The 26,158-nt window shown below is 53.3% G+C and carries 19 protein-coding genes; 15 read left to right on the plus strand and 4 right to left on the minus strand.

The window, feature by feature from the left end:
• Nucleotides 1-11: 11 nt before the first annotated feature.
• Together ACFPQ4_RS07145 and ACFPQ4_RS07150 are read left to right on the plus strand one after the other, a co-directional pair.
• Nucleotides 12-5,897, plus strand: a complete 5,886-nt coding sequence (locus ACFPQ4_RS07145) for an immunoglobulin-like domain-containing protein (protein WP_378111115.1) — start codon at nucleotides 12-14, stop codon at nucleotides 5,895-5,897.
• Nucleotides 5,898-6,126: 229 nt separating this feature from the next.
• Nucleotides 6,127-7,893 carry a methyl-accepting chemotaxis protein gene (locus ACFPQ4_RS07150; protein WP_378111088.1) on the plus strand — a complete coding sequence of 589 codons (1,767 nt, stop codon included), beginning with the start codon at nucleotides 6,127-6,129 and terminating at the stop codon, nucleotides 7,891-7,893.
• 14 nt (nucleotides 7,894-7,907) lie between these two features.
• Here the strand turns inward: ACFPQ4_RS07150 and ACFPQ4_RS07155 are convergent, their stop codons facing one another.
• The gene (locus ACFPQ4_RS07155; RefSeq protein ID WP_378111089.1) at nucleotides 7,908-8,777 is read right to left on the minus strand and encodes a helix-turn-helix domain-containing protein; all 870 of its coding nucleotides are present in this window, start codon (nucleotides 8,775-8,777) and stop codon (nucleotides 7,908-7,910) included.
• A 136-nt stretch (nucleotides 8,778-8,913) separates the two neighbouring features.
• Between ACFPQ4_RS07155 and ACFPQ4_RS07160 the strand changes: the two genes are divergently transcribed.
• The 6 genes from ACFPQ4_RS07160 (at nucleotide 8,914) to ACFPQ4_RS07185 (ending at nucleotide 16,209) form a co-directional block, all read left to right on the plus strand.
• Nucleotides 8,914-9,753: an amidohydrolase family protein gene (locus ACFPQ4_RS07160; RefSeq protein ID WP_378111090.1), complete on the plus strand. Its 840-nt coding sequence runs from the start codon at nucleotides 8,914-8,916 to the stop codon at nucleotides 9,751-9,753.
• Nucleotides 9,754-9,775: 22 nt separating this feature from the next.
• Nucleotides 9,776-10,720 (plus strand): aldo/keto reductase, encoded by a 945-nt coding sequence (locus ACFPQ4_RS07165; RefSeq protein WP_378111091.1) that lies wholly within the window; start codon nucleotides 9,776-9,778, stop codon nucleotides 10,718-10,720.
• A 16-nt stretch (nucleotides 10,721-10,736) separates the two neighbouring features.
• Nucleotides 10,737-11,756 carry a zinc-binding alcohol dehydrogenase family protein gene (locus ACFPQ4_RS07170; RefSeq protein WP_378111092.1) on the plus strand — a complete coding sequence of 340 codons (1,020 nt, stop codon included), beginning with the start codon at nucleotides 10,737-10,739 and terminating at the stop codon, nucleotides 11,754-11,756.
• Between the two features lie 45 nt (nucleotides 11,757-11,801).
• Nucleotides 11,802-12,977, plus strand: coding sequence for a serine hydrolase domain-containing protein (locus tag ACFPQ4_RS07175; protein WP_378111093.1), 1,176 nt, complete (start codon nucleotides 11,802-11,804; stop codon nucleotides 12,975-12,977).
• Between the two features lie 349 nt (nucleotides 12,978-13,326).
• A complete protein-coding gene (locus ACFPQ4_RS07180) occupies nucleotides 13,327-14,847 on the plus strand; it encodes a malate:quinone oxidoreductase (protein ID WP_378111094.1) in 1,521 nt (506 codons plus the stop codon).
• Between the two features lie 129 nt (nucleotides 14,848-14,976).
• Nucleotides 14,977-16,209 carry an MFS transporter gene (locus tag ACFPQ4_RS07185; protein WP_378111095.1) on the plus strand — a complete coding sequence of 411 codons (1,233 nt, stop codon included), beginning with the start codon at nucleotides 14,977-14,979 and terminating at the stop codon, nucleotides 16,207-16,209.
• 101 nt (nucleotides 16,210-16,310) lie between these two features.
• Here the strand turns inward: ACFPQ4_RS07185 and ACFPQ4_RS07190 are convergent, their stop codons facing one another.
• Together ACFPQ4_RS07190 and ACFPQ4_RS07195 are read right to left on the minus strand one after the other, a co-directional pair.
• Nucleotides 16,311-16,757, minus strand: coding sequence for a VRR-NUC domain-containing protein (locus tag ACFPQ4_RS07190; protein ID WP_378111096.1), 447 nt, complete (start codon nucleotides 16,755-16,757; stop codon nucleotides 16,311-16,313).
• A gap of 156 nt (nucleotides 16,758-16,913) precedes the next feature.
• Nucleotides 16,914-17,822, minus strand: a complete 909-nt coding sequence (locus ACFPQ4_RS07195) for a helix-turn-helix transcriptional regulator (RefSeq protein WP_378111097.1) — start codon at nucleotides 17,820-17,822, stop codon at nucleotides 16,914-16,916.
• 92 nt (nucleotides 17,823-17,914) lie between these two features.
• Here ACFPQ4_RS07195 and uxuA point away from each other — a divergent pair, with 92 nt between their 5' ends.
• Together uxuA and ACFPQ4_RS07205 are read left to right on the plus strand one after the other, a co-directional pair.
• Nucleotides 17,915-19,000, plus strand: a complete 1,086-nt coding sequence (gene uxuA, locus ACFPQ4_RS07200; RefSeq protein WP_378111098.1) for a mannonate dehydratase — start codon at nucleotides 17,915-17,917, stop codon at nucleotides 18,998-19,000.
• Nucleotides 19,000-19,848: an SDR family oxidoreductase gene (locus ACFPQ4_RS07205; protein WP_378111099.1), complete on the plus strand. Its 849-nt coding sequence runs from the start codon at nucleotides 19,000-19,002 to the stop codon at nucleotides 19,846-19,848. Before uxuA ends, ACFPQ4_RS07205 begins: the two co-directional genes overlap by 1 nt.
• A gap of 12 nt (nucleotides 19,849-19,860) precedes the next feature.
• On the opposite strand, the gene ACFPQ4_RS07210 is transcribed toward ACFPQ4_RS07205, so the two are convergent.
• On the minus strand, nucleotides 19,861-20,715 hold the full coding sequence (locus tag ACFPQ4_RS07210; RefSeq protein WP_378111100.1) for a helix-turn-helix domain-containing protein: 855 nt from the start codon (nucleotides 20,713-20,715) through the stop codon (nucleotides 19,861-19,863).
• 122 nt (nucleotides 20,716-20,837) lie between these two features.
• On the opposite strand from ACFPQ4_RS07210, the gene uxaC reads away from it, so the two are divergent.
• The 5 genes from uxaC (at nucleotide 20,838) to ACFPQ4_RS07235 (ending at nucleotide 26,031) form a co-directional block, all read left to right on the plus strand.
• Nucleotides 20,838-22,289 (plus strand): glucuronate isomerase, encoded by a 1,452-nt coding sequence (gene uxaC / locus ACFPQ4_RS07215; RefSeq protein ID WP_378111101.1) that lies wholly within the window; start codon nucleotides 20,838-20,840, stop codon nucleotides 22,287-22,289.
• On the plus strand, nucleotides 22,276-23,796 hold the full coding sequence (locus tag ACFPQ4_RS07220) for a tagaturonate reductase (protein ID WP_378111102.1): 1,521 nt from the start codon (nucleotides 22,276-22,278) through the stop codon (nucleotides 23,794-23,796). The genes uxaC and ACFPQ4_RS07220 overlap by 14 nt, the downstream gene beginning before the upstream one ends.
• A complete protein-coding gene (locus tag ACFPQ4_RS07225) occupies nucleotides 23,793-25,289 on the plus strand; it encodes a UxaA family hydrolase (protein ID WP_378111103.1) in 1,497 nt (498 codons plus the stop codon). The genes ACFPQ4_RS07220 and ACFPQ4_RS07225 overlap by 4 nt, the downstream gene beginning before the upstream one ends.
• Before the next feature lie 75 nt (nucleotides 25,290-25,364).
• Complete coding sequence (locus ACFPQ4_RS07230) at nucleotides 25,365-25,676, plus strand: hypothetical protein (protein ID WP_378111104.1); 312 nt, start codon at nucleotides 25,365-25,367, stop codon at nucleotides 25,674-25,676.
• A 70-nt stretch (nucleotides 25,677-25,746) separates the two neighbouring features.
• A complete protein-coding gene (locus tag ACFPQ4_RS07235; protein ID WP_378111105.1) occupies nucleotides 25,747-26,031 on the plus strand; it encodes a late competence development ComFB family protein in 285 nt (94 codons plus the stop codon).
• Nucleotides 26,032-26,158: the final 127 nt, after the last annotated feature.

A 26,158-nucleotide genomic window follows, 5' to 3' on the forward strand; every position in this document is an offset into this window, starting at 1 on the left:
GGAGATTGCAAATGCAATGGTCTGCCTTGCCCCAAGGCGACATCTATATTAAGAACCCGCGCTTCCAGAGCACTGGGGTTTCGCCGAAGCCGATTCCCGCAGCTGTTGAGACAACCAACACTGTAACGTTATCGTCGGCAGCGCCGGCGAACGGTCAGGCGGTGCAGTTCGCGATCAACACGACCGGTAACGCTCCTGCTGAGGGCGATTGGACGACGGGTACGCTCAATACAGGCGTATATTCTGCGACAATTGCAAAACCAGCAGGCAATACCTATTATACATTCGCACGCACGGCTCAAAATACGCAGTATCCTTTCGCAGGTACGCATACAAGAGTTAAGGTGGAACATCTTGACGACAGTCAATCCATTGCGGATGCAGCGGCTCATTTGACATGGGACACGATCAAGAATGCGAATGCGATTCAATCCGAAGTCAGAACGGCGTTGACTCTTCCGACAACGGGTGCGAACGATACGGCTATCGCATGGTCGGCTGTACCGGCAGGTATTATTAATACCGCAACGGGCGGCGTAACTCGCGACCCTAATGTAGACAAAGCCGTAACCCTTACGGCGACAATAACCAAAGGCAGTGGAACGCCTGTTAACGTGCCTTTCAGTTTGACTGTTGCCAGTACGGCTAACGAACTTGCTGAAGTGTTCATTGACTTCAACAATGCAGCCACGTTTACTCCATCCGGCGACAATCAAAAACTTATAGGCAACGGCATAACTGTTAGTCTAAACGGAGACGGCAGCCCAGTGACGCGCGTAACGCAAAGCGGTGTAGGCGCAGTCACGGTTGGCGACTTCATGTACGTCATTGTTAATGACCCTAGGCTTGCGCAAGTCAATAAAGTCTCATTAGCAGTAAAATACTGGAGACCTAGCGCAACCGGCGGCATCTCGTTGCACTATAACACCATCTATCCCGGCAATTTCAATGGGTATGATGCTTATAGATCAGCGAGCATTCCGGCAACGGGAAGCGGCGCCACTTGGGTAACTTCATCCGTTGTGCTTAACGGCGCTAATTTTGCGATCGGTGCACAAAATCAAGGCGCACACTTCCGTATCGCTACAGGAGGAGCAATTATTCAGAGCTTACGAATAACCGAAATTCCGCCAACGGATGCAGAATCGGTACAGCTTGCTTCGGACGCGCTGACTTGGGACGCGATCAAGGGCACGAATACGAGACAAGATCTGGTTGAAACAGGGTTGACGCTCCCTCACGCAGGTTCGGCGAGAACGAACATTGTGTGGACATCGACCAATAACACGGTAATCAACAGCGACACCGGCGCAGTAGCTCGTCAAGAAGTCAATGCAGCAATAACCCTCACGGCGACAATAAGCAAAGGTACGGCTACACCGGTTGTTAAAACCTTTAATATCGTCGTTCGCGGAACGGGTACTGGAACCGACGCGGATGCAGTGAATTTTATGATAAACAAACTAACATGGGATTCAATCAAAGGCGTGAATGCTTCTCAGGCTAATGTGACGACGAACCTCGTTCTTCCGTCGATGGGTGACAATATGACGGATATTACATGGACGACATCCAACGCGGCCTTCATAACCGCTGCAGGCGTAATCCCGACAAACCGTCCGGACGGCGGCGGTGCTGTAACGCTCACGGCGACGGTTAAGAGAGGTCCGGTAGCCGCTCCTGTAACCCAGACTAAACAATTTGCGTTGACGGTTCCGAACAGATACGACTTCGAAAGCTACATGAGAACGGCAATCGCTCAGGTCAACGACGCGAAAGATTGGGCGATCTCCGACTTTAACGTACTCGCCTTCGGCGCGAAAACAGAAGCGATGGCAGCTGCGCAAGGCTTAGTCGATTTCGATAACAGAGAGGCTTTCCAAGCGGCGATTGACGCAGCTTATAATGACGGCGGCGGCGTAGTCTATATTCCTGCGGGAACCTATGCATTCCGTACGGAAACAACAGGCACAATCAGCGTTAAAAGCACAACAGGTAATCAAACCTACGAATATAAACAAGTTTTAAGCTTGCATGCCGGCGTGCAGCTCCGCGGCGAATGGGATAATCCGGATGCGGTCGGGTATGACGGTCAAATCGACGGCACGATTCTCGCGGTCTATGCGGGTAAAGGTACCGCCAATTATGACACCTATGTGGACTCCGACGAGCGTGAAAATCAGACTGGCGGCAAAAAAGTAGCTAACGTGTCCGATAGATTTATCGACATGGAGCAAGGCACAGGCGTAACGAACCTTTCGGTCTGGTATCCCGAGCAGGATCTTAATGCCCAAACCGTTGTTGAAGTAAGGGGCGAAGACGGTCAGAAGACAGGGGAATTCGAGACCATTCATGGCATTCCGTATCCGTGGACGTTCTATCAGAGAACCGGCAACAGCGTAACGCTGGACAACGTGACTCTTGTCAACGCTTGGGGAGGATTCATCTCCCTGCCGAGCGAGATGCATTATGTGCTGAACAGCAAGTTGACGGCGCTCTACAAGGGTATCGTGGTCCACACCTGTACAGACATCGGACGGATTGAGAATGTGAACATCGACCCGAAATACTGGGCGAATTCAGGACTTGACGGCGCTCCGGCTCTTGCAGATGTGAGAGCATACACAAGGGCGAATGCTACCGGATTCATGATGCACCGCTCAGACTGGGAATACGTATCAGGATTGAACATTTCCGGGTATATGACGGGCATGTGGATCGGAAGAGAACCTGGCGGAGACGAATCTCCGAACGCGCAGTTCTACGGATTAAAGATCGAAGACAGTCAAACGGGCCTCTATATTGATAATGCTAACGGTTTCGGTCTGCTGATCTCGAATTCGGAATTCGGAGGCGACACTGCTGCCTACTTCAACGAACGTTTCGAAACTTCCGTTCAATTCAACGGCGTTGATTTCAAAGGCCCGATCGTAAGCAACGCCAGAGGCGGAGTCATATCGTTCGAGGATAGTACGTTCGACGATTATGATGATTACGCGCTAAACTTCCTCAATCGAGGCAATGCATTAGTCAGCCAGAGCAACTTCAAACAGGCAAACAAACACGTAAATCTCGGAACAAACTTCGGTTCGTTCAAATCGGTAAATTCCGGGTATAACCTTAACATCGAGAGCGCTAACCTTGCCTCGCACATCGATAATCTTAATCTTGACGTTGATGGCGGAGGTACTAACACCAAAGTACAGATCGTTAATGACGTGGAATATTTGTTCGAACCTATTCCGAAGGACGTAAAAACAGATATTGACGTACACCCTAGACCGGCATCGGACGCAGTGCTCAGACTTGACTTCCCGCGCTCGTTAACAGGCAACGCGCCGACCGTGGACATTTCTGCTGAATTGCAGGATGCTCTGAACTATATTAAAGCTCATCACGGCGGCGGCACTGTATACTTGCCGGGGGGAAGATATAGGCTGGATAATCCAGTAATCGTTCCTGAAGGCGTTGAACTCAGAGGAACATGGGACGTACAGCACCATACGCAAGGCGGCGGCACGGCGATCTTTACAACTTACACCGGCGGCGCCCAGGGCGAAAATGGAGCTTCTCTCATTCAGCTTAAGGCTAACGCGGGTCTCAGAGGACTTAACGTTACGCAAGCGAATATAACCAGCGTCAACCTCACCAATCCCGATCTAACGATTAAAACTCCGTTTTTGGTACAGGGACAAGGCGCAGGCGTATATGCGATCAACTTAACGATCCCGATCGGGGATAAAGGCATCGACCTTGCTTCCTATAAAACCGACGGTCACTATGTCGATTACTTAGGCGGCACGCTCTTGAGAGCAGGCATCTGGGTAGGAGGAGGCGCGGAAGGCGGATTTATTAGAAATATGCAACTCAATCCGCATTACGCTTTGAGACTTCCGGGAGGCCAAGGCTATTCGGCGCCTTCAGGCGACGTGTACGGATTCGTACAAAGATACCTCAGCGCGCTTAAATTCTCCGACGTGGAAGACGAGACGATCTTCAACAATTTCGTATACGGTTCGGTATACGGCGTACACTTCCTGAAGAGAGACTTGGGCAACGGCCAATTCGCATATCCTGGTAAATTGACGATGATCGGTCACGGCTCGGACGGATGCGCGTACTCCTTGTTTGTAGAAGACGCGGACGAACATACCAAAATCATCGCGATCAACTCGGAGTTGGTTAATACGAACATCGCGACGGAGCCGGACAGAGCGTATGTCAGAATGGGCGATACGGCGAATACCGCCAAAATTCACCCCGACGCTGAGCTTGTCCTGTACAACAGCGCGTTCTGGGGAAGCCCAAGTGTAGCGGGAGCGATCGTAAATAACGGTATCGTTCGGATCCAGCAAGGCAACTTCACGCAATTGCCTGGCAACAATCCGGGTATTGACGTCTACGGCGGAACGGCGCATGTATACTCTTCTTACTTCCAGCCGTCTAAGAACGGTCAGAACAACAATGTGTATGCCAAGTTGCGCGATGGCGGCACATCGATCGAACTTAGCAACAATTTCTACGCATCCGGTTTGAAGAACAGCGCGCCGGCGAGCAACCCGTATGGCATTTACGGTTCGGATCTATTGGCGGAACCGTTCGTATTTACCCTCACTAAAAACGGAGCGAATCAACAATTAAACTTCAAGTATAATGTCGGAGGAAGATCCTCTGCGCCTGGGACAGTGAGCATTGTTTCCCCAGCGGCTTATGCGGATGATTTCACTCCAATCCATTTCAACTCGCTTGCGGCAGGCGAATCCGTAACCGTAAATTTACCGTATTATGTTGCCGGTCTGATCACATTCGAGCTTCGACTCGAAGACGGCAAATCATACAAATATACGGCCAAATTCGATGCGGCTTACGCCGAGAAGGTAAGCTCCGCCGGCACGGAAAATCCGGCGAAGACTGCCGTAACCCCGGCCTATGTCATGGACACCAAAGATTATGTGACTTTGGGAAATTGGAGTGGTCCGCAAGACCTCAGCGCGCAATCGCATTTCGCTTGGGATGACAGCAATTTATATGCATACATCGTTGTTACGGACGACGTGAACTTCAGCAGCCAGTCTGGTGGCGATATATGGAAAGAGGATGGTTTGCAGTTAGGCATTGATTTACGTAATCCTGCAACCGACAGTACGACGCGGAATGAATTAGGATTTACGCTGGGCAATGATGGCCAAGTGATCAAATGGGCTTGGACTCGTCCTACGGGCGCCAATGCACCGACTGCTCCGATCACGGATATCGTGGCTCAGATTACGAGAGATGAAGGTACGAAACAGACGATTTACAGTCTTAAAATTCCGTTTAATACCGTTCTTAATAATCCTGCATCGGTGCTGGCGAACGGAAGAATCGGAGTATCCGTCATGCTCAATGAATCTGACGCCGCGAACGAATCCGACGGCACCAGAGCAACATTCGAGGTTGTAAGCGGACACTTGAAGAATTCAACTTTATTTACAGATCTATATCTGCTAAATGAAGGCGAATACAAGGAGAGGATTGAAGCATCGGCTAGCGCTGCCGTAGCTATCGCTGTCGCGTCGGGAGCAGCTTCCGATATCGCCGCGGCTCGCAACTTTATCGCGATTTTGGCAGACGGCGAAGTTAAGACACAGTTACTGAAGTTAATTGATCCTCCTGCCACGGTGGTCGAAGCGACGCCAACGGCTTATGTAGAAAAACTCAAAGGTAATAAAAACAACTTGATTATCACGGTTCGGGAAACATATTCCGACGGCTCGATTGTTGACATCAGAAAAACATTCTCTATCGCAAATAACTCGAAAGGTACGTATGATGTAGGCGAATATAAAGTCTATGTCGACACAAAAGGAAACACGCAAATCCGTGAAATCTATATTGTGTCTCCAGCCCGGACCTGAGTTAAATAGCGGGATGAAGAGCTCGAATGCAGTTGACATCAGGAAGAAATCGGAATACTATCTACATGTACCAGATGAATGCGCTTTCTAAAATTTAAGGGCAATGTATAATAGACTCGGATTTTCCGGGTTTAGGATCAACCCCGATTTCTCGAACGATGAGAAGTCGGGGTTTTTGTTGTGTAAAGACGATAACAATAGACAACGAAGAAGAGGAAGGTGGATCGTCATGTCAAACGCGATGAACCGCATTATTAACTTTGGTAAAGGGCCTTTTGGGCGTCTAGCCGACCTGAAAATCACGCATCGGATGATTCTATTTCTGCTTTTTATCACATTGGTGAATGTAGGGGCAGGCAGCGTTGTTTTGTACGAAAATCACGCGGTCAACGGCCAAATCAAGAAAAGCCAAGAGATAGATACGATCAAAGCGCAATACAATTCGGTCTCGGATACGTTGAAAGGCACTACGCTCATGTACATCTCTCTCCTTGATTCTTATACCAAGGATAAGAAGGAGACCGTCGATGCCAATCTGACGAGGGTGGCAAACGACCTGCCCGCGTTGGAGACGAGCCTTAAACAATTAGACGAGGCGTATCCGGTTGCCGATTTCAGGAATTCTTTCGCTTCGCTCGCCGTCACGATGAATTTGGGCTTTAAAGCGATCAAAAAGGAAACCGACGCCCACGAGTTGATCATGCCGGACGACGTCAAAACCACGATGAGAACGAAAGTAGTGGAAGCGTATTGGACCGTGCTCAGGAAAACGGATGACCTTGCGGAGGCTAAATTCAACGAAGCAGAACAATCCCGGCTCTCCCGACTCGATCGGAACGTTTCCAATTCGAATATTACGGTCATCATTAACATCATCCTGATAGCGGTATTGCCTTCGCTGGTCATGCTTCGGCTCATTCGCACGATCGGCAGAAGCTTGGCCGGGATTACCGCGCATATCGACGCGTATAAAAGAAATGATTTTACTTACGAGAAGACGACTAACTCGCGGGACGAGTTCGGTATGATCGGACGAATGCTAAGCGAGATGGGGGCAGGACTTCGCGGCATGCTGTCCGCGACGAAGGCTGTCAGCGGCCAAGTGCTCGATGCCTCGGATAAAATGATCGTTCTGATGAAGGAAAATCAAGCGGCCAGCGGGACGATCAGGAACGAGGTGGGAGTAAGCAAGCAGTTCGTTTCCTCCCAGAACGAGTTCAACATGTCGATAAGCGCTGTTACGGAGGAAGTGTCGGCCAGTTCACAGCAGATTGCTTCATCAAGCGAATCGATGAATGACGATATGCGGTCGATGCGTCGTTCCTCGCTCGAAGGAACCGCCAAGATGAAGGAAATCCATGATATCGTGGGCGATACTTCGGTTAAATTCAATGAATTATCGTCCGTGCTAGGGCGGATGTCCGGGCGTTATTCCGATATCGTCAAGCGGCTTGACGGAATTAACGAGATTACGAACCAAACCAATCTGTTGTCGTTGAATGCATCGATCGAAGCGGCCAGAGCCGGCGAGCAGGGAAGAGGCTTTTCGGTGGTGGCCAACGAGATTCGGAACCTGTCCAGCCAAGCCGGGGGATTGTCGCATGCCATCGCGGGAGATTTAAAGCACATCAACGAAGATCTCCGCCAAAGCGAACAGAGCTTGGCATCGTTCGCGAAGCTGCTTAACGACACCAGAACGATTTCCGAAACGTCGATGAGCACGTTTAACGAACTGGAGAGCAGAAGCCGGACGTTGTCCGGGCAAATCGAAGAAATAACGACGGCTATCGGAGAGATCGCGACAGGAATGTCCGACATCGTGACTTCCGTCGACCAATTGAGCCTGACCTCTTCGGAAGCGGGGGAGCGCATGGATGAAATCCATCGGCTCTCGAACGAGCAGTACGGCGCTGCAGACAGCCTCATGGAAATGGCGGAGGTGCTGAAAGAAGTTTCCAGACAACTAAGCGAGAAAACGACGGCATTCAAGGTTTGATTGTATAGCGAGCCTTAAGGTTCTAAGTAACTATTCCGATAAGCCCTAGGCGTCATCCCCGTCAGCTTCTTGAACGTCAAGTAAAAATGGGGCAGCGATTGAAAACCGCATTCTAATGCTATGGCTTCGACGTTGTCGTCCGAAGCGAGCAACAACGACTTGACGCGAACGATTCGCTTCACGGTAACGTAATCGATCAGATTCATTCCTGTAAATTGCTTGAATACGCGCGAGAAGTGCGGGGCGGTTACGCCGGCTTTTGCCGAAAGCTCGGCGAGTCCGCCCGCCTGCACGGGATCGCGATCGATCTCCCGCATCGCGTCCAGCATCCAATGAGGACCGATGCGGGTATTTGCGTTCGAATCGGGATCGCGCGCTGCGGGAATCCGGTTCACCCAGAGCAGCAATCGCTGCAGCTGCATGCGCACGGCATGGCGATAGCCGACTTCCTTGCTTTTCGTTTCGCGATCGATGTCGCTCAGTACCGATTGAAAGCGTTGCTGAAGCTCGTCCGGCAAGCTTAGCTTATAGCGACCTTTATGGCGGGCGATATCGAAGCCTTTCAAGGGGGCATAGCCATCGTCCACCCATTCGGAGCGGATGAATGCAGGAGCGAAGAAAACCGCGGTCGATACGACCGGCTCGGCGGCGTTTGAAAAGGCGCGGTGAATCGTATTGCCGGGAATGAGAAACAAGTCTCCTGGCTTTTGCTCGTACAGGGCGTTATCGATGAAAATCGTGCCATTGCCCCGGTGGATGTAGACCAACTCATAGAGATCGTGAAGGTGGTCGGGAAGCTCGTTGCGCGTCGTTCGCAGCTGTTCGAACACGATTTCGAACGGAAAAATCGGATCGAGACGGAACGGTTTTCGCATAGGCTTCATCAGCAGTCCTCCAGTTCAACCTTCTTGGATCTATCGATATCAATATACCGTATAAAAGATCAATAATCTGCTATTTTATAATGTAAATTTGTCGGTAAAATGAGAGAAAGAGAATGGATTCGAGAGGAGCTTTACGATGCGCGTGGATGCTCACCAGCATTATTGGAAAATCGATCGCGGAGATTACGGGTGGATTACGCCGGCGCTCCCGAAGCTATATCGCGACTTTATGCCGGCGGATCTCGCCGAGTATCTGACAAAGCACGGCATCGAAGGGACGATAGCGGTGCAGGCCGCACCTACGATTGAAGAAACGGACTATTTGCTGGAGCTGGCGGACAGGTCGGAGTCTATACTAGGCGTCGTCGGCTGGTTGGATTTGTTCGATCCGTCGCATCGACGTCAGTATGAGCGGTTTAAGCAACATCCTAAATTCGTCGGCTTTCGGATGATGATACAGGAATTGCCGGATGCCTCGAGGATCCTCGAACCCGCATTCGTGGAAGCGCTTCGCGGCTATGCGCGGGACGACGTTCCGGTCGATCTTCTCTTGAAGTCGGATCAACTGGACACGCTTAATCGGTTGCTGAACGAGGTGCCGGGCTTGCGAGGTGTCATCGATCATATCGCCAAGCCGCCGATCGCGTCCGGCCTCCAGTTCGAGGCATGGGCAGAGCAAATGAAACGCGCGGCATCGCACCCGAACATCCGCTGCAAGCTTTCGGGCATGGTGACGGAGGCCGACCATAAGTCGTGGAAGCCGGAGCAGTTCGTCCGATACATCCGGCATGTGCTCGATTTGTTCGGTCCCGATCGCGTCCTATTCGGCTCCGACTGGCCGGTTTGTTTGCTCGCCGCCGAGTACGACGAAGTCGTGAACGTACTGGAGCAAGCGATCCCGCAGGCTTGGGGCGTGCAAGAGCGCGCGGCCTTATTCGGAAATAACGCCAGATCTTTCTATAAATTAAGCGAGTAATCAAGGATGGAGTGAGCTTACGATGAAATACCGCGCATTAGGAAAGACGGGCATGAACGTTTCGACGCTTAGCTTCGGCGCCTCGTCGCTAGGCTCCGTTTTCCGCCAAACCGATGACAACGAAGCGATCCGGACCGTGCACGCGGCGGTCGATGCGGGCATCAATCTGATCGATGTCTCTCCTTACTATGGAGCGACGAAGGCCGAGACCGTATTAGGCAAAGCCATTCAACAAATATCGCGAGACCGATTTTTTCTCTCTACGAAAGCGGGCCGTTATGGCGCCGACAGGTTCGACTTCACCGCTAAGAGAATCGAAGCCAGCTTGGAAGAGAGCCTGAACAGATTGCATACGGACTACGTCGATCTATTATTCCTGCACGATATCGAGTTCGTGGAGCCCGGGATCATCGCAGAGGAAGCGGTCCCTGCGCTGAAACGGTTGAAGGAGCAAGGCAAAATACGCAGCACCGGCATTTGCGGCTTGCCGCTCGCCCTGTTCGAGCAACTGCTTCCGCAGGTCGAAGTCGACGCGATTATTTCGTACTGCCACTATTCGCTGAACGACACGTCGCTCCTTAAATTGCTTCCGCTGTTGGATGCCCGGGGTGTCGGTTTAGTGAACGCTTCGCCACTTTCGATGGGGCTGCTTAGCACGCGCGGTACGCCGGAATGGCACCCTGCCAGCAACGAAATCAAAGAAGCGTGTTTGAAAGCGGCACGGCTGTGCGCGGAGCGGGGAGAGGACATCGCGAAGCTGGCGGTGCAATATTCGACTAGCGAAGAACGCATTCCGACGACGCTTGTAAGCACGGCGAACCCTGACAATATCGTGAAAAACGCCGGTTGGGCCGACGAGCCGATAGACCGCGAATTATTAGCGGACGTCCTTGAAATATTGACGCCGATTCGCGATCGTACCTGGGTCAGCGGTATACCGCAATATAACGCCAATATTTCACTTTAAGAGAGCAGGCGAAGGAATGAAAGGAATCGTATGCGACAAGATAGATTCGTTCCGCATTTCGGACGATCTGCCAGAGCCGATACTTACGCCCGGCAATGCCATCGTCCGCATCAAGCGGGTCGGCATATGCGGGACGGATTATCATGCTTTTAAAGGCAACCAGCCCTTTTTTACGTATCCGCGCATTCTGGGGCACGAACTGTCCGGCATCATCGAGCAAGTAGGGGATAACGCCGAAGGACTCGTGCCAGGCGATCAAGTTTCGATTATTCCATATATGCATTGCGGTACGTGTCTAGCTTGCCGGCGGGGAAAGACGAATTGCTGCAAGGAAATGCGAGTGTTAGGCGTACATATCGACGGCGGGATGCGGGAGCTAATTTCCGTTCCGACGACGCACTTGCTTCGGGCAGACGGTTTATCGCTGGACGAGGCCGCAATCGTGGAACCGCTCGCGATCGGCGCCCACGCCGTGCGCCGCGCGGAACTTTCGGCAACGGATACCGTTCTCGTCATCGGGTCGGGACCGATCGGGTTAGGCGTCATGGCGCTAGCCAAGCATGCCGGCGCGACGGTTATCGCGATGGACATTAACGAGGAACGGCTTGCGTTCTGCCGATCTTGGGCGAAGGTCGACTATACGATTAACGCACAAGGTACGGACGCCAAGCAGCGACTTGCCGAGTTAACGAACGGAGATTATCCGGCGGCCGTGTTCGATGCTACGGGGAATGCGGCTTCGATGACGAACGCGTTCGATTTGGTCGCGCACGGCGGCAAGCTCGTCTACGTTGGGCTAGTGAAGGGCGAGATTACGTTCTCGGATCCGGAATTTCATAAGCGCGAATTGACGTTAATGGGAAGCCGCAACGCCACGAAAGCCGATTTTAGGCACGTTCTGGACGTTATCGGGACCGGATCCATCGCTATTGACCGCTATATTACGCACCGTTCCTCTTTCGAAGGGATGATAGATTCTTTTGACGGGTGGTTAAAACCCGAAGCTCGTGTTATAAAAGCAATAGTAGAGTTATAAGCTCTGCTCGCGAGCCTGCGCATAGTCGGAAGGAGATCATCGAACATGTTGGATCAAATCGCAATCCGTCAGCTCCAAGAAACGCTTAGAGCCGGCATCGATAACCATGAAGTCGCCGGAGGCAATTTGCTGGTGATCAAGGATGGCAGCGAAATTTTTTATCATGAGGACGGTTTGGCGGATCGGGAAGCAGGGAATCCGGTTACGAGAAACTCTATTTTCCGTTTATATTCGTTTACGAAGCCGATAACGGCAACCGCCGCGATGCTGTTGGTGGAACGCGGGAAGATCGACTTATTCGATCCCGTAAGCAAGTTTTTGCCCGGCTTCAAAAATCAGAAAGTCGAGCAAGACGGCCGATTGGTGCCGGTAGCACGCGAAGTCAACCTGCATGACTTGCTTTCCATGACTTCGGGCTTGACCTATGGAGGAACCGACAAGGCCGGGCAAGAAACGGATGCCTTGTTCCGGGAAATCGATCGTAGATTGCTGGGCGAATCGCCGATGAGCACGCTCGAAGCGATGAACCGTTTGGGCGAAATTCCGCTTTCCTTCCAGCCGGGTTCGGCTTGGCAGTACGGTACGTCCGCGGACGTGCTCGGAGCGGTCGTCGAAGTCGTTAGCGGCATGCGATTAGGCGAATTCATGCAACGCGAACTGTTCGAGCCGCTGGGCATGCAGGATACCGCGTTCTGGGTCGCCGATGCGCAGAGAGATCGGCTTGTCTCGACGTACGCGGACGACGGCCAGGGCGGATTGACGTTGTATACGGGCAATAATCTCGGCATCGTTCACCGGATGGACCGCGATCCGGCTTTCGAATCGGGAGGCGCGGGATTGGCTTCGACGATCGACGACGCTTCGAAGTTCACTAGAATGCTGCTAGGCGGCGGAAGTTTGGGCGGCGTTCAAATTTTGCGTCCGCGAACCGTCGATTATTTAACGACTGCCACGTTGACCGCGGCGCAACAAAAAAACTTCGACGGGTGGCATACGTTGCGCGGGCATAGCTACGGCAACTTTATGCGCATCATGACGGACGGTACGAAAGCGGGCATCCTTAGCAGTCCGGGCGAATACGGCTGGGACGGCTGGCTCGGCGCCTATTTCGGCAATTTTCCGAAGGAAGGACTCTCGTTCCTGTTCATGGTCAACAAGAAGGATGCGGGAACGATGCCGCTTACTCGAAAGCTTCGCAATATCGTGCTGAGCTCGATATAAGCTCTTCTCATTCAATGACATTATGAACGAAACAAAAAGAGGTTCGACATCTCCAGGATGCCGAACCTCTTTATTTTCGAAAAGCAGTTGAATGCGCATACATCTACTATACTCTGGAGAACTAAGCGGCTCATAGGGTTGGTTACCAACTTTTTAATAACTTATATCTATCATCCGTATAGCAAATACATATTAAAATCGATAGGTAATAGTGATACACTATATAGAGTTGTTGTTGAACCAGATAAAGAGTGTGATTCAGGTCGCCAGCTTGCTTGCCGTAGCGCCTATGCAGGAGCGCCTATTTAATTAATCAGCAAATCATAATTAAGTTATAAGGACGGATGAAATGAGCAACAATCAAACGAAATCAGACGTAATCTTAATCGGTGCGGGAATTATGAGCGCGACTTTGGGGTCGATGTTAAAAGAATTGGCGCCGGACTGGAAAATTACGGTGTTCGAAAGACGCACGACCGCCGGCGAGGAAAGCTCCAACGAATGGAACAACGCGGGAACGGGACATTCTTCGCTATGCGAACTGAACTATACGACCGAGAAATCGGACGGATCGATAGATATTAGCAAAGCCGTAAAAGTTAACGAAGAGTTTCAAGTTTCGAAGCAGTTCTGGTCGTACCTCGTAGACAGCAATTTGATCCGCAATCCGCGCGACTTTATCGTGCCGGTACCGCATATGAGCTTCGTGCAAGGGGACAAGGACGTCGCCTTTTTGAAAAAACGCCATGAAGCGCTAGCTAACAATCCGTTGTTCCAAGGGATGGAATATTCCGACGACCCGGCGAAGCTGGCGGAATGGATTCCGCTCATGATGAAAGACCGGACGGTGAATCAACCGATCGCGGCCACGCGGATCGAATCCGGCACGGACGTCAACTTCGGCGCATTGACGCGCGGTTTGTTCGCTAACCTAAAGCGTCAAAACGTCGATATAAAATACAACCAACAAGTCAATGATATTAAACGTACGGGCGACGGCTCGTGGCAACTGAAAGTGAAGGACGTCGACAGCGGCGCGGTCGAACGCCATACCGCCAAGTTCGTCTTTATCGGCGGCGGGGGCGGTAGCTTGCATCTGCTGCAAAAATCCGGCATTCCGGAAGGCAAAGGAATCGGCGGATTCCCGGTAAGCGGACTGTTCATGGTGTGCAAAAATCCAGAAATCGTTGCGCAGCATCGTGCCAAAGTATACGGCAAAGCCGCGGTCGGCGCGCCTCCGATGTCCGTGCCGCATTTGGACACCCGCGTCATCGACAAGCAAGAATCGTTGCTGTTCGGACCGTTCGCCGGCTTTACGCCGAAGTTCCTGAAATTCGGTTCGATGTTCGATTTGATCACTTCCATCAAGCCGCATAATCTCCTTACGATGTTGGCGTCAGGCGCGAAGAACATTCCGCTTACGACGTACCTGATCAAGGAAGTCATGCAATCGAAAGAAAAACGGATGGATGCTTTGCGCGAATTTATCCCGAACGCCAAGTCCGAAGACTGGGATTTGCTCGTAGCCGGCCAACGCGTTCAAATTATTAAAGACACGGCCGCGGGCGGCAAAGGAACGTTGCAGTTCGGTACGGAAGTCATCAGCGCCGCCGACGGCTCGATCGCCGCTTTGCTTGGCGCTTCGCCGGGAGCTTCTACAGCCGTATCCGTCATGGTCGAAGTTATCCAGAAGTGCTTCCCGCAGCATATGAAAGCATGGGAACCGAAAATCAAAGAAATGATTCCGTCTTACGGCGTATCGTTGCTCAAAAACCCGGAGCTTTTCCAGGAAATCAATGCTTCGACGACGCAGACGCTTGGCCTAGGCGAACAGTCGCCGCAAAAGGCAGCGCGCCGGACCGTATCTTAAATAACGAAGGCAGCCCGAGCCTGGATGGTTCGGGCTTTTTTGCATTTACGAAGCTCAAACGATTCATGGGCTCTCATTTGGGGCAATGTAAGACGGTGTCCATTTAAACGGACTTAAAAGGAGATGCTCATGCACATAAGCGAAGCAAACAGCGGTCAATCGAATACCGGACGGTTCGATCGGCAAACTTGGCTGTTGCTTGTCGTCAATGGCTTGTTCATTACCGGAAGCGCGCTGTCTGGAACGTTCCTCGGGGTATACTTGTGGAAAGCAAGCCAAAGCTACATCCTGCTCGGCGCGTTTACGCTGTTGACACATATTGTCATGGCGGCGACGTTCTGGCTGGCGGGTAATTGGGTCAAGGAAGGCAATAAAATGATCGTTTTGCGGCTAGGGATCGGAGGCTCCGCCGTCTTTTACGGCACCGTGCTGCTGCTTGGTAAAAGCGCGATTCAGGCGATTTGGTTGCTGGGGTTGCTGAATGGGCTGTCGGTCGGCTTTTTTTGGCTTGCGTACAATGTCGTCTACTTCGAGGCGACCGATGCTTCGAGCCGGGACCGCTTCAACGGGCTTGCGGGCGTAATCGGTTCGGTCGTCGGCATCGCCGTCCCGTGGAGCTCCGGCGTTATTTTATCGCGTATGGCGGGAGAGAGCGGTTATCGGATGATCTTCATGATTTCGCTCGGAATTTTCGTGGCGGGGGTATTGTTCAGCTTCTTGCTGCGCCATCGCCGAACGGACGGCGATTACGAGTGGGCATTGCCGATTCGAGCGCTGAGGCGTTCGGGAACGCCTTGGCGTCCGGTATTCGGCGCGCTAGCCGCGCAAGGGCTTCGCGAGGGCGTCTTCGGCGTCATGATCGGCCTGCTCGTCTACTTGCAATCCGGTAGCGAGCTTCAGCTCGGCAACTTCGTGCTAATCACTTCGGCGGTCGCCGCCGTAAGCTTCTATGCGGTCGGCAAATGGTTGAAGCCGAGATGGCGCAAGTTTGGCATGCTGATCGGCACGATCGTCATGACTGCCGTCATCGTTGCGTTTTTTTTCGGCGTTACTTACGCCACGCTACTTATATTCGGTATCGGCGCCGCGCTGTTCATTCCGCTCTATACGATTCCTATGACCACGGCGGTATTCGACTTGATCGGCCAGGACGAAGAAGGCGCGAACCGTCGCGTCGAGTATGTCGTCATTCGGGAGCTAGGGCTTAACGTCGGCCGAATCGTCGGGATGATCGCGTTCATGATCACGCTAAGCATCAGTACGGCGCCGCTTGTCATTAACTGCATGCTGCTTGCGATCGGCAGCTCGCCAATCATCGGTTGGTGGCTGATCCGAAACAAGTTAAATCCTAAGCCCTCTTAAGCGCACTAAAACTGCCAAGAAAACGGTGTTCCTTCCCCCGCTTTTCCTTTGCCTTCTTCTACGATCTCGACGATTTCCACGGGGCATTCGAATAATAGCTTTTAGAGGGCAAGTCCTTTGACCTGCGAGTCTCTTAATTTATCGCTCGTATCTTTTCTTTTGCATTCGACGAATCGGAGCTCCGAGTAATCCGGCTTATAAATCATCAAGTCGGGCTCCTCTATCCGAACAAACGGGTAGAAGGAGGGGGAATAACCTCGTCCACGTTCAAATCGCTCATCTCCGAAATAGGTGCGAAAGACGGCCTCGGCTTTCGGATACTTCCCGAGCTTGTTGCCGCCGAACAGATTGAAATCATGATGAATCCATTCATATCCGAGCGATTCGTAATGCTTCCCCGCAATATATTCTCCGAAGCCTCTTGTACCTCTTAGCGTCTTGCAATAAGGATCGGTACAATCGTCTCTTTCGCCGTTTTTCCAACGATCGAACTGTTCTTTCGTGAAGGTTAGCGTACGCGTAGGAATTAGAACTTCCAGATGAAACACTCCTCGACTCCCGATGAATGGTTTACTACCGATAACTACAGTTCCCTTTTCCATAATAACAGATCGACGCAAACCGCAAAGTAGCGTTATTTTTTAGCATCTTAATCTCACAATTGTCGCGAAAGGATTGATAGTATTTTTATAAAGCGGTCTTAGTCACTTTAAATACTGTGGCTGCTTCGAATGAGAGTTCTCGTGCCATTGCTTGCGATATTGATGGGGCGTCGACCCGAAATGCGTCTTGAACTGTTTGCAGAAGTGCGAGCAATTCGGCATGCCGACTTCCTCCGCGATACGCGCGACGGAATAATCTCCGGACATTAACAGGATGACGGCGGCTTGCATGCGCTTGGCCGAAACATAATCGGAGATGCTGTTGCCGGAATACTCCTTGAACAAATGGGACAAGTGATGCGGGGATAGATGCAAATCTTTGCCCATCTGCTCCAGCCGCAAAGGCTCCTTGTACCGCACCTCCAGCCACTCCATAATGCGTTCGGCCTGATGAAGCCTGCGCGATTCCTGCTCGCCGGACGGATGAGTGCTTTGCTTCTCCCACAGCGTTTTGAAAGCGCGGAAGAAGGAGATCAAGAAGAGGGAATACGCTTCGTAATCGTCGCGGGACAGCTCGGGGAGACTTTCGTGCAAGCTTAGCAAAATCGTAGAAAGCCGCTCAAGTCCTTGTAAGTCGTACAAACAAGGCGAAACTAGTCTTCCTTTGTGCATATGCTTGAAAAAAGCTCTGAGAGCGGGCCATCTATCGAAATAAGCCTCGTATGTCGGCGGCTCGTAATGAACGATCGAGCGAACGAAAGGCACGCCTTCGCTCAGGTTCACTTGAACGTGATGCAGTTGAAAAGGTTGGAATACGCATATCATTCCGGGCCGGATATCATAGCTTCTCTGATCGACGATCAGCGTGCCCGCGCCTTCGTGCACCATCAATATCTCGACGCCTTGGTGGGCATGGAATATTCCTTCGAACTGCTCCGGGGAGTCGCTTCTCCGTTCGTAGGCGAAATAAAGCGGCAGTTGTCGGAAATCGATATTCATTATGCGGGCCACTTCGAATCGCTCCTTGGTTCGAACGGAATGTACATCTAAAGATAGTGTAAGCGTACGTGTCAAAAAAGCAAGAAAAAGGGGAGCGTAACGTTATGAAAATGGTGTTCCGATGGTACGGCGAAGGCAACGATACGGTGACGCTGGCGCAAATCAAGCAAATTCCGGGCGTGGAAGGCATCGTCTGGGCGCTGCACGACGTGCCGGCCGGCGAAGAGTGGCCGATGGACAAAATCATGGCCTATAAGCGGTTGGCGGATGCGCACGGCTTTCATCTGGATGTCGTAGAAAGCGTAAATATCCACGACGATATTAAGCTCGGGCTACCCTCTAGAGACCTTTATATCGAGAACTATAAGCGGACGATCGCGAAGCTGGCCACGGTAGGCGTGAAGACGATCTGCTATAACTTCATGCCCGTCTTCGATTGGGTAAGAACCGATCTGTACAAGGAGATGGAAGACGGCTCGACCGCGTTGTTCATGGAGAAGGCAAAGATCGCCGACATGGATCCGATGGAATTGGTTCGCAAAATCGCCGGAAACCCGGCCTTTACGATGCCCGGATGGGAACCGGAACGGCTTGGCAAGCTTACCGAGCTGTTCGCCGCTTACCGCGACGTGACGGAAGCCGACCTGCGCAGCCATCTGGCGTACTTCCTAGAGCAAATCGTTCCGGTCGCCGAGCATTACGATATTAAAATGGCGATTCATCCGGACGATCCTCCGTACCCGATTTTCGGCTTGCCGCGCATCGTTAAAAACCGAGACGACATCCGCGCCATTCTGGATCTCGTGGACAGTCCGTCCAACGGCGTAACGTTGTGCAGCGGGTCGCTCGGAGCTAACCCGGACAACGATATTCCGGCGATGGTCAGGGAATTCGCGGGTCGTATTCCGTTCGCCCACATTCGCAACGTGAAAGTGTACGACAACGGAGACTTTATCGAGACTTCCCATCGGACGCAAGACGGAACGGTCGACATTAGCGGAATCGTCATGGCGTATCACGACACGGGATTCAACGGGTACGCTCGGCCGGATCACGGCAGACATATTTGGGATGAAAAATGCAGACCGGGTTACGGCTTGTACGATCGGGCGCTCGGTATTATGTACCTATGGGGAGTATGGGATGCTTGCGAGAGATCCCGTCAAACGACGAAGGAGGCTATTAGCTAATGGCGATTCAACGGGAACATTTGAAGGGGAAAGTCGCCGTCATTACGGGCGGAAGCGGAGTGTTATGTTCCGCGATGGCGCGAGAGCTAGGCAAGCACGGCGTTAAAGTGGCGATTTTGAATCGTACGGCGGAGAAGGGCGAGTCCGTTGCCGAAGAGATTAGGCTGGCAGGCGGAGAGGCGCTCGCCGTTGCGTGCAACGTCTTGGACGCCGAGAGCGTGAAGCTCGCGGAAGAGACGGTGACCCGCGCGTTCGGAGGCTGCGATATTTTGATAAACGGCGCGGGCGGCAACCACCCCGACGGGATTACGAGCAAAGAAATTTTCCAGCTCGAAGATCTTCAGCGTCCGGATGTGAAGACGTTCTTCGACCTTACCGTAGACGGATTCTCGTCCGTCCTGAATTTGAACTTCCTAGGGACTTTGATCCCGACCCAAGCGTTCGGGAAAAGCATGATCAACCGCCCGGGCGCCGTCGTTATCAACATCTCTTCGATGAGCGCTCCGAGTCCGATGACGAAGGTTCCCGCTTACAGCGCGGCCAAGGCGGCCATCGATAACTTCACGCAATGGCTCGCCGTCCATATGGCGGAAGCGGGCATTCGCGTCAATGCGATCGCACCCGGCTTCTTCCTGACGGAACAGAACCGCAGGCTGCTCACGAACGAAGACGGTTCTTTGACGGAACGTTCGCACAAAATCATCACGCATACGCCGATGCGGCGCTTCGGGGATCCGAAGGATTTGCTGGGCACGTTGATGTGGCTCGTGGACAACGAAGCTTCGGGCTTCGTAACGGGAGTCACGGTGCCGGTTGACGGCGGATTCATGGCTTATTCCGGCGTGTAAGCTCTATTATGCTCACCCGTTCCACTTCCGGTAACGCGTCGGATTCGTGCCCGTGATTTTCTTGAACGTCCGGTTAAAATGGGCGAACTGCTCGAAGCCGACTTGCGCGGAGATGTCCGTTACTTTGGCGTCCGTGCGGGCTAATAGCGCCTGAGCTTCCCTTACGCGAGTCAAGTTCTGATAACCGACGACGGTAAAGCCGGTCACTTTCTTGAACGTTCGGCTTAAGTAGAACGGGCTCATATCGAAGCGCTCGGACAGCTCCGGAAGCGGAAGCTTGTCGTCGTAGTTCGCGTTAATGTACTTCACGATTTCGGCGATTCGCCGATGCGTCGGGCTGAGCGGATCGTCGGTTACTGGGGCGTCCGCATGTTTCAGGCGAAGAACGAATAGCAATAGTTGCGTAACGAGCAGACGGATCGATAATTCGAATCCGTCTTCTTGCAATTTGACTTCGTCCGTCAGCTTGCGGAACAACTGCTCGACGAACATTTGCTCTTGGGGCTTCAAGCGGTACAGGTGGTTGTCCCGGGTAAAAATGCGGAGCAGCTCGGGCCGGAACAACGGATGGTCGGTGCCGAGGAACGCATCGCTGAAATTCATGACGACCCGTTCGTGCTGCGGGGGGCCGAGCATCGACGTCTTATGGACGTCGTGCTTGTTAATGAAGACGAGATCGCCGGGAGCGACGGCATAAGCGCTGTCTTTAATGAAGTAATGACGCCTGCCCGACAGCTGGTAATACACTTCATAGGTCCCGTGATAGTGGTTGTTCCGTTCGAAAGGCGAAGCGCGCGCGACGTGATGCAGGTAAAAATCGCTCTCTTCGTTGCCGTAATCTATCGTAGTCGTTTCTTTCGGCTGCATGCGATCACCTCAGAGCAAAAAAGATCATATCTATCGCCATTATAGCAAAAAAGCGCAATTCACGGCACGTATATTGTCCTATCATAGAGTTATACACGAGGATTACAGGAGAGTGGCACAATATGAAGCCTTTTATGGATGAAATGTTTTTGCTCGGCAACGAAACGGCGGCTCGCCTCTATCACGACTATGCGGCGAACATGCCGATCATCGACTATCATTGTCACCTGGATCCCCGGGAAATCGCCGAAAATAAACGGTTCGCGAACCTTACGGAAGCATGGTTGTACGGGGACCACTATAAATGGCGGGCGATGCGCGCTAATGGCATCGAAGAGCGTTACGTGACCGGCGGCGAAGGCGTGACCGACTACGATCGATTCTTGGCTTACGCGCGCACGGTGCCGGCAACGATCGGTAATCCGCTCTATCACTGGTCGCATCTAGAACTGCGCCGCATGTTCGGCGTGGAGGAGATCATTCACGAAGGCAACGCGCGAGCGATCTGGGACAAGACGAAATCCGTATTCGACGGCCAAGGGCTGTCGGTACGCGATTTGATCCGGACGAGCAACGTCACGGTCATCTGCACGACGGACGATCCGGTGGACTCGCTCGAGTACCATGCGGCGATCCGCGACGACGATTGCATCGATACGCAAGTCCTGCCTTCGTTCCGTCCGGACAAAGCGCTTAACATTCGCGCGGCGACGTTCCTGCCTTGGATTAGCAAGCTCGAAGCAGCTATCGGCTCGACGGTCGCCGACTACGACGCGCTGCTCTCCGCGCTTAAAGCCAGAGTGGATTATTTCAACGCGATGGGCTGCCGCGTATCGGACCATGCGCTGGACGAAGTGCCTTTTGCCGCCTGCACGCATGCGGAAGCGGCCGCTATTTTCGCGAAAGCGGTGAAAGGACAATCGGTCAGCAAAGAGGAAGAGAATCAATATAAGACGCATACGCTGCTTCAGCTAGGCAGGTGGTACAGCGAGCTGGATTGGGCAATGCAGCTGCACATACACGCTCATCGCAACAATAACCAGCGCATGCTTGCAAGGCTCGGGCCGGACACCGGTTACGATTCGATCGGAGACGGACGCTTGGCGAACGCGCTCGTCGGCCTAATGGATGCGTGGGACAAGGAAGGCGCGCTTCCGCGCACGATCGTGTACTCGCTCAACCCGAAAGACAACGACGTGCTCGCTTCTATCATCGGCTCATTCCAAGGTGACGGCATTCCAGGCAAAATCCAGCTCGGTTCCGCTTGGTGGTTCAACGATACGAAGGACGGAATGCTCGCGCAGCTGTCGTCTCTGTCGAATATGGGATTGCTCGGTCGGTTCGTCGGCATGCTGACCGATTCGCGCAGCTTCCTCTCGTTCACGCGTCACGAGTATTTCCGCAGAATTTTATGCAACTTGATCGGAGATTGGGTAGAGCGCGGAGAGGCGCCGAACGACCTGAACTGGCTGGGCGGCCTCGTGCAAGACATTAGCTATCGCAATGCCGAGAGCTACTTCCGGTTCGGCAACGCCGTGAACGAAGGGAGCGCTAAGCGACATGTCGGAGCTTGAGCGCATGGCTGAACCGATGCCGTTGATCGGGCTTGAATCGTTGCAACCCGAAGCGCGCAGAGATCGTGAGCTTCCGATCAAAGTGTTGCAGATCGGCGAGGGCAACTTCCTGCGCGGCTTCGCGGATTGGATGTTGCAAGCTTGCAACCGCGCGGGGCTGTTCCAAGGCGGAGTCGCCGTCACCCAGCCGCGTCCTTCCGGCAAGCCGCACATGGATAAGCTGAAGGCGCAGCAAGGCGTATATACGCTTCTCGTGCGCGGGTTAAAAGAAGGCAAGCGGGTAGAAGAGCGCGAGCAAATTTCCGTATTGACCCGCATGATCGATCCTTACGCCGAGTGGGAGGCGTTCCTGTCGCTCGCGGACAGCGCGGATCTCCTATTCGTCGTCTCGAACACGACGGAAGCGGGACTCGCGTATCAACCGTCCGAATGGCGGCCGAACGAGCCCGTGCTGTCTTTCCCCGGCAAGCTCACGGCGTTCTTATACCGAAGATTCGTTAAGTTCGGAGGCGGTTCGGATAAAGGGCTCATCCATCTTCCATGCGAGCTACTCGAACGCAACGGCGAACGACTGCAAGAGACGGTGCTGAAGCATGCGGACGACTGGGGATTGCCGGATGAATTTAAGCGCTGGGTGCGCGAAGCGAATCGGTTCTTGAACACGCTCGTGGATCGGATCGTAACCGGTTATCCGGCGGAAGAAGCCGACGAGCTGTTCGAGAGATGGGGGTACAGAGATCCGCTGCTCACGACCGCGGAACCTTATTACTTTTGGGTGATTCAAGGAGAACGCGACTTGGAAGGGCGGCTTCCGCTCGCCGCGTCCGGACTGAACGTGCAATGGGTCGACGACCTTAAACCGTATCAGCTTCGCAAAGTTCGCATCTTGAACGGATCCCATACTTTAATGGCTATGATCGGACTCGTTAACGGAATCCGCGAAGTGCGCGAGGCGCTCGAGCATCCGGCATGGGGGCCTAAATTCATGCAAGCGCTGTTCGAAGAAATCGTGCCCGGACTTCCGCTTGACCGAAGCGAATTGGCGACCTACGCGAACGAGACGCTTGAACGGTTCCGCAACCCGTTCATAAAGCACAAGCTCGCGGACATAGCGATGAACAGCTTGTCGAAGTGGAAAGTAAGGCTGTTGCCATCCTTGAAGAGGCATATGCAGCGGACGGGGGGAGTGCCGGCGGTGCTGTCCGAATCGCTCGCGTCGCTGCTTCGCCTGTATCGTCCGGCGGATTTGACGGGTGAACCGACGACGCGTTTGCCGGACGGCACGCTATTCGCGGTTCGCGACGATCCGGCGTTGCTGGCGCTCATTCGGGAAGCGTGGAAGACGGCCGCGGATGGCGGCATTATCGAAAGTGCAGATAGCACCGATAGAGCAGTAAGGAAAATTCTCTCGCTGCAAGAGATTTGGGAAGAAGATTTGACGCAATATCCGGGCTTGGCGGACGAAGTCGTTCGCCATATGGCGAAATGGGAGGAAACGGGACGATGAGTGACACGGTCATTTTGCATCCGGACGACGACGTCGCCGTTGCGCTGAGAGATATAGCGGAGGGAGAAGCCGTTACGGTACCCGCTGTTGACGGCGAGCTGATCGTTCAGGCCATAGCCGACGTGCCCAGAGGGCATAAGCTCGCCATTCGTCCGATCGGGATCGGGAGTCACGTTCGCAAGTTCGGTTACTCGATCGGCGTGGCGCAATCGGATATTCCCGCGGGGAGCTGGGTGCATACGCATAACGTGCGCACGGGTCTCGGCGGATTGCTCGACTATCGGTACGAACCGAAGGAGCAGGCTGCGGCGCAGCCGCAGGGACGCTCGTTCCTCGGATACGAACGCGATAACGGTGAAGTAGGCATCCGCAACGAAATTTGGATTTTGAATACGGTAGGCTGCATTAACAAAACGTGCGAGTTGCTGGCCAAAATGGCTACGAACCGCTTCGCGGGGCGCGGCATCGACGGCATCTTCCACTTCGCCCACCCGTTCGGTTGCTCTCAGCTTGGGGACGACCTAAGCTTCACGAAACAGCTGCTGGCCTCGCTCGCCGAGCACGGTAACGCAGCAGGCGTACTGATTGTCGGCTTAGGCTGCGAGAACAATCAGATCGCGGGAATGCGAGAGCTGCTAGGCGACGGCGGCGGTCGCATCCGATTCTTGAAATCGCAGGAAGAAGAGGATGAACTCGAAGCCGGAATGCTGTTGCTAGAGGAGCTCGTGGCTTACGCGGAGCGGTTCGTTCGCAAGCCGATCCCGTTGTCGAAGCTGAAGCTCGGCCTCAAGTGCGGCGGCTCGGACGGCTTCTCCGGCATTACCGCGAATCCGCTCGTCGGACGCATGGCCGACATCGTCACCGCGGAAGGCGGCACCGCGCTGCTGACGGAAGTGCCCGAAATGTTCGGCGCCGAGACGATTCTCATGAATCGCGCGGAGGATGAGGAAGTGTTCGGCAAAGTCGTAAACCTGATCAACGATTTCAAGCAATATTTTATCCGGCATAATCAAGAGATTTATGAGAACCCGTCGCCCGGCAACAAAGCCGGCGGCATAACGACGCTGGAGGAAAAGTCGCTCGGCTGTACGCAGAAGGGCGGCCATGCTCAGGTGACGGACGTGCTGCCGTACGGCGTAAGGGCGAGCAAGCCCGGTCTTAACTTGATCCAAGGGCCGGGCAACGATCTCGTGTCGGTAACGGCTCTCGCGGCGGCGGGCGCGCACATCGTGTTGTTCACGACGGGACGGGGAACGCCGTTCGGCGGTCCCGTGCCTACGGTTAAGCTTTCGACGAACAGCGAGCTGGCGCAGAAGAAGAAGCACTGGATCGATTTCGACGCGGGACGCTTGCTCGGCGGCACAAGCATGGCGCAATTGACCGATGATTTGCTTGCCTACGTCATCGGATTAGCTTCCGGTGACATCAAGACGAACGGCGAGAATAACGGCTTCAGGGAAATCGCGATTTTCAAAGACGGCGTCATCCTATAACGGAATTCATAGAAGTGCATTTCCATAGGCAGGAGTATCTATCCGAGAGTCCGGTTCGCGCCGACGCTCGGGTAGATGCTCCTTTGCCGGTTTAGCCGGACGATAGACGGGTTCGCATACGAGTTGCACAATACGCGCGAGGAATGCGAGATTTACCGGGATGGCCGATTTCTATGCCGATTCCCTGCCGGCGTCCGGATCGTGACCGACAGGGGAGGGAACTTGCGCAGCGTCGTAGGCATGTCCGTAAGGCAGATAGAGGGAGGGCTGATGTACAGTGGCTCGCTCATCGAGGTGCGCGTAGCTGGGAACGAAGTATTGCAGCTCGTAGAAGGAAAGCTAGTGACCCGATCGGCCCCGGGCGTCGTCATGCCGACTTACGAGTAAAGGTTAGTAGGGTTTATATGCTATAATAGATCGAAGCTATCATACGAGAATACTTCTAGGAGGTTGACATATGATCTTTTCTCGCGAGCTATCGATCTTGAACGTCATGGAACCGATCGTCAGCAACATTTTCGAAGACCACTTCGTGAAAGCGGGCATTCTAACATGCGCCTGCGAGAAGTGCCAGATCGACATCGTGCTGTTGGCGCTTAACCATCTGCCACCGCGCTATACGTCCAGCCAGGCTGGCGAAGCTTATATCAAAGCAACCTATCAAGAGCCGCAATTGCAGTCCGACGTGCTTCGGGAGCTCGCGAAAGCGGTCAAAGTCATAGAAGAACGTCCGAATCATTAACAAATCGGCTATCTGCAACAAAGAACAAAGGCTTGCTCCTATACAGGGGCAAGCCTTTTCGGTATGTACGCCCAGCATGGGCGTCATCTCTACGGTGAAAGTCCGGAATGGGGGCTGGCAAGCGCCT

The organism is Cohnella yongneupensis (assembly GCF_042655785.1).
In the GTDB taxonomy this organism is placed as follows: Bacteria; Bacillota; Bacilli; order Paenibacillales; family Paenibacillaceae; genus Cohnella; species Cohnella yongneupensis.